We start from the raw sequence: 4,459 nt of genomic DNA, 5'->3' as shown, positions 1-4,459 counted from the left end.
CTTTGCTTCTTCATCGAGAACAACCGCTATGCCGTCTCGACCCATGTCGAGGAAGCGACCGCCGAGCCGCGCCTGTCGGCGCGCGGATCGGCCTTCGCCATTCCCGCCTGGAAGGTCGACGGCATGGACCCCCTCGCTGTCTATCTTGCGACGAAAGAGGCCATGGAGCTGATGCGCAATGGCGGCGGACCGGCCATCATCGAGGCCGATGTCTATCGCTACTTCCATCAGAACGGCCCGCTGCCCGGCAGCGCCTTCGGCTACCGCGACAAGGTCGAGGAAGCGGCGTGGCGGACGCGCGACCCGCTCGACCGGCTTGCGAGCGAAATGGAACAACGTCAGATCATCGGCAGCTCGGGCGTTGCCGCTCTGCGCGAACGCGCGCTCGCGCTGATGGCCGATGTCGCCGCCGAGCTCGTCGAGCAGGCGGACGGCAAGAACCGCATCAAGCCGGCGCTATGGCCGGACGAAGGGTTTCGCGACCACGGCATCCGCGGCGATCTCTCCGAACTTTCCGGCCAGCGCACGGAGGAGCTCGAAACCTTCAGCGGCGCGATCGACAACAACGCCAAATTCATCGATACCGTGGCCAACGTCATGCAGCGGCGCATGGCGACGGACGACCGCATCGTCGTCATGGGCGAGGATGTGCACCGGCTGAAGGGCGGCACCAACGGCGCGACGCGTGGCCTTGCCGCCGCCTTCCCGGACCGGGTGCTCGGCACGCCGATCAGCGAGGCCGCCTTCACCGGCCTCGGCGGCGGCATCGCCATGGACGGCCGCTACCTTCCGGTCGTCGAGTTCATGTACCCCGACTTCATGTGGGTGGCGGCCGATCAGGTCTTCAATCAGATCGGCAAGGCGCGCCACATGTTCGGCGGCGATATCGACGTGCCGCTGGTGCTGCGCACCAAGGTCGCCATGGGCACCGGCTACGGCTCGCAGCACTCCATGGACCCGGCCGGCATCTTCGCCACCTCGCCCGGCTGGCGCATCGTTGCCCCTTCGACACCCTTCGACTATGTCGGCCTGATGAACAGCGCGCTGCGCTGCAAGGATCCCGTGCTCGTCATCGAGCATGTGGAGCTCTACAATTCCACCGGCCCGGCTCCGGTCGACGACCTCGACTATTTCATCCCGCTCGGCAAGGCGAAGGTCGTGCGCCAGGGCACGACGATGACGATCCTCACCTACCTCGCCATGGTGCGCCCGGTGCTCGAGGCGGTCGAACGTCTTGGTGTCGACGCCGAGGTCATCGACCTGCGCTCGCTCGATCGCGCCGGGCTCGACTGGCAGACCATCGAAGCCTCGATCCGCAAGACCGGCAATGTGCTGGTGGTCGAGCAAGGCGCCCGCGGCACGTCTTATGGCGGACTGCTCGCCGCCGAGATACAGGACCGCTGCTTCGACTGGCTCGACCAGCCTGTCCAGCGCGTCCATGGCGGCGAAGCTTCGCCCAGCATTTCCAAGGTGCTCGAGGCCGCCGCTTGCGCACGCCCCGCCGATATCGAGCGCGGCGTGCGCCAGGTCATGGCCGATCAGGGGCGACCGATGGGCTGAAAGTCAGGCCCGCGGATCGTCGCGCGGCGTCATGAAGCCGGCGGTCTCGCCGCCGTCGACGCTGAGCACCGCGCCGTTGACGAAGCCCGCGGCGGGAGAGAGCAGCCAGCCGACCGCCTCGGCGACATCTTCCGGTGTGCCGAGGCGCGCCGCGGGAATGCGCTTTTCCAGCTTCTCGCGCCGGCCAGGAATGGCCAGCGTCTTTGCCATCATCTGCGTGGCAATCTGACCCGGGCAGACGGCGTTGAAGCGCACCTCCGAGCCGTATTCGAGTGCCAGCGCTTGCGTCAGGCCGATCAGCGCCGCCTTGGAGGCGGTGTAGATCGCAAGTCCCTCCTCGCCGACCTTGCCGGCCACCGACGAGATCGTCACCACGGCGCCGCGCGCGGCCCGCAGACCTGCCAAGGCATGACGCGTGAACAGATAGGCCGAGGTGGCGTTGGCCGTCATCGTCCTGTTCCAGTCGTCGAGCGTCGTCTGGTCGAAGGCGGCGCGCCCGCCGGCGCCGGCATTGTTGACCAGGCCGGCGATACGGCCCTTCCCAAGCTCCAGCGCGACCTCGACCGCGCGCTTGCAGTCGGCCTCGCTGGTCGCGTCGCCTGCGGCGAAGACGGCGCCGGGGACCGCGGCGATCACATCATCGGCGGCGGCCCGGTCGCGCCCTGTGAAGACGACGCGCGCGCCATCCGCCGCCAGCCGCTCGACGCAGGCCGCGCCGATGCCGCGCGTGCCGCCGGTCACCAGGAAGACGCGCTCAGCCTCTTTGGCGCTCATGCCGCCACTCCGTAGTCGACGAGGGTGCAAAGCGGCCCTTCCCTGTGCGCGGCCCAGTAGAGATCGTGGATGCGGTTGGTGATCGGGCCGGGCTTGCCGTTGCCGTAGATGCGGCCATCGAGCATCGTCACCGGCATGATGCCGCCGGCGGAGCTCGAGATGAAGATCTCGTCGGCCTCGCGCAATTCCTCGATCGGCAGCGGCCGCACCTCGCAGGTAACGCCCGCTTCGCCGGCCAGCTCGATCACGGTGCGGCGCGTCATGCCCTCGAAGACGCCGCGGTCCGGTGTCGTGATGACGTTGCCCTTCACCGCGAAGATGTTGAAGCCGGCGCCTTCGGTGACGTTGCCCTTGCCGTCGTTGAGCACGGCGACGATGGCATCCTGGTCATAGGCCTCGAAGATGCCCATCGTCAGGTCGAGCCAGTGGAAGTTCTTCAGGCGCGGATCGAGCGATTCGGGCGGGATGCGCTGCACCGAACTCACCACCATCTTCAGCCCGTCGCGGCGCTGCTCGTCATTGGCGATCCACACGAAGGGTTGCGCGAAAGCATAGAACCGGTTCTGGCAGAGCCTGGGGTCGCGGGTGCCGGCCGGCGGTACGCCACGCGTGCAGGTCATCTGCACATAGGCATCGCGAAGCCCGGTCCGGCGAACGCATTCAACCAGGATGTCTGCTATTTCGGCCTTGGACAGCGGCAGGCTCATGCGCAGGCCGCGCATCGACGCCAGGAAGCGCTCGATATGGTCGTCGAGCCTGAAGAAACGGCCTTTCCAGACATGGGTGACGTCATAAGTCGCATCGGACCGCACGAAGCCGCGGTCGGTGATCGGAACGGCAGCCTCCGCGAGCGGCATATAGCTGCCGTTGACATAGGCTATGCCCAACGCCGGATCGTAAGCGGTCCTGTCTGTCATGAAATCCTCCACAGATGTCGAATCTATCATTGGATACAATCTGGCGAATTTATTCAGCCAGATCCGCTAAATTTCTTGCCAATTGCCGCGCGTTGGATACGGTCATGTCGGATCATAGATGCCGGATCAGCAATGCTTCATGAAACCAGCCATGCCGGCAACGGCCTTCCGGGCCTGCGCGGCACCGATCATATCGGCTTCACCGTTCCCGATCTCGACGAAGCCGTCCGTTTCTTCGTCGAGGTCATCGGCTGCGAGCCCTTCTACGAGCTCGGGCCTTTCCGGTCCGACGGAGACTGGATGGAAACCCATCTCAACGTCCATCCCCGTACAGTGATGAAGCGGCTCAAATTCCTGCGCTGCCGTCACGGCTCCAATTTCGAGATCTTCGAATATTCCGCGCCGGACCAGGACGGCGTCCAACCCAGGAACAGCGATGTCGGTGGGCATCATCTCGCCTTCTACGTCGACGATATCGATGATGCAGTCGCCTATCTCCGATCGCATGGCGTGCGCGTGCTCGGCGAGCCGACGGTGCGCACCGAGGGGCCGAGCGCCGGTCAGAGCTGGGTTTATTTCCTGAGTCCCTGGGGCATGCAGCTCGAGCTGGTCTCCTTCCCCACGGGCAAGGCCTATGAGCGCGGGACGGATCGCCGGCTCTGGCATCCGGCCAACCCTCATCTGTGAGCGGCCGGTTCGTGCCGATTCCCACCTGCTCGCCGATGCACTAACATCCTGGGGATCAACACCATGCGGGGAATTGAGATCATGGCCGGCAGACGCGCAAGCGGCGGAACCGAAGGCAACGGCGCCGCCCTGGCCAGCGGCCGCGTCACCGACGCGCTGCGCGACGCCATCCTGTCGGGGCGGCTGCGGCCGGGCAGCCGCGTCCGCCAGGAAGAGCTCGCCGAAGAATACGGCATCAGCCGCATTCCCGTGCGCGAGGCGCTCCGGCAACTGGAAAGCGAGGGGCTGGTCATCCTCGTGCCCAACAGCGGCGCCTGGATTTCCAAGCTCGACCGCGCCGAGTGCATCGAGATCTACAAGATCCGCGAGCGGCTGGAGCCGCTGGCGCTTTCCGAAAGCAGCGCCAACCTTTCGCCCGAAACGCTTGCGCGCCTGGAAGACCTCGTCTCGCGCATCGAGGCCGCCGGCAGCATCGACGAGTTCCTGCAGCTCGACCGCGAGTTTCATCTCCTGAGCTATGA

The 4,459-nt window shown here is 66.0% G+C and carries 5 protein-coding genes; 3 read left to right on the top strand and 2 right to left on the bottom strand.

What is annotated here, in order from left to right; translation table 11 throughout:
• Positions 1-1,560: thiamine pyrophosphate-dependent enzyme (locus EOD07_RS24020; protein WP_127237211.1), on the top strand; the 1,560-nt coding region annotated here is incomplete at its 5' end.
• Between the two features lie 3 nt (positions 1,561-1,563).
• Here EOD07_RS24020 and EOD07_RS24015 read toward each other — a convergent pair.
• Positions 1,564-2,334 (bottom strand): SDR family NAD(P)-dependent oxidoreductase, encoded by a 771-nt coding sequence (locus EOD07_RS24015; protein ID WP_073985720.1) that lies wholly within the window; start codon positions 2,332-2,334, stop codon positions 1,564-1,566.
• On the bottom strand, positions 2,331-3,251 hold the full coding sequence (locus tag EOD07_RS24010) for an aminotransferase class IV (RefSeq protein WP_127237210.1): 921 nt from the start codon (positions 3,249-3,251) through the stop codon (positions 2,331-2,333). Before EOD07_RS24010 ends, EOD07_RS24015 begins: the two co-directional genes overlap by 4 nt.
• A 132-nt stretch (positions 3,252-3,383) precedes the next feature.
• Between EOD07_RS24010 and EOD07_RS24005 the strand changes: the two genes are divergently transcribed.
• Together EOD07_RS24005 and EOD07_RS24000 are read left to right on the top strand one after the other, a co-directional pair.
• Complete coding sequence (locus tag EOD07_RS24005; RefSeq protein WP_071072186.1) at positions 3,384-3,938, top strand: VOC family protein; 555 nt, start codon at positions 3,384-3,386, stop codon at positions 3,936-3,938.
• 81 nt (positions 3,939-4,019) lie between these two features.
• A partial coding sequence (locus EOD07_RS24000; RefSeq protein WP_164772471.1) for a GntR family transcriptional regulator occupies positions 4,020-4,459 on the top strand: 440 nt, incomplete at its 3' end.

Source organism: Mesorhizobium sp. M2C.T.Ca.TU.002.02.1.1, assembly GCF_003997225.1.
Note: the sequence above shows the minus strand (reverse complement) of the source record. Positions and strands in the feature narration are given on the sequence as shown.

Coding starts and splice junctions, on each gene's coding strand:
- EOD07_RS24015 (WP_073985720.1), bottom strand. CDS start 2,334: ATGAGCGCCAAAGAGGCTGAGCGCGTCTTCCTGGTGACCGGCGGCACG.
- EOD07_RS24010 (WP_127237210.1), bottom strand. CDS start 3,251: ATGACAGACAGGACCGCTTACGATCCGGCGTTGGGCATAGCCTATGTC.
- EOD07_RS24005 (WP_071072186.1), top strand. CDS start 3,384: ATGCTTCATGAAACCAGCCATGCCGGCAACGGCCTTCCGGGCCTGCGC.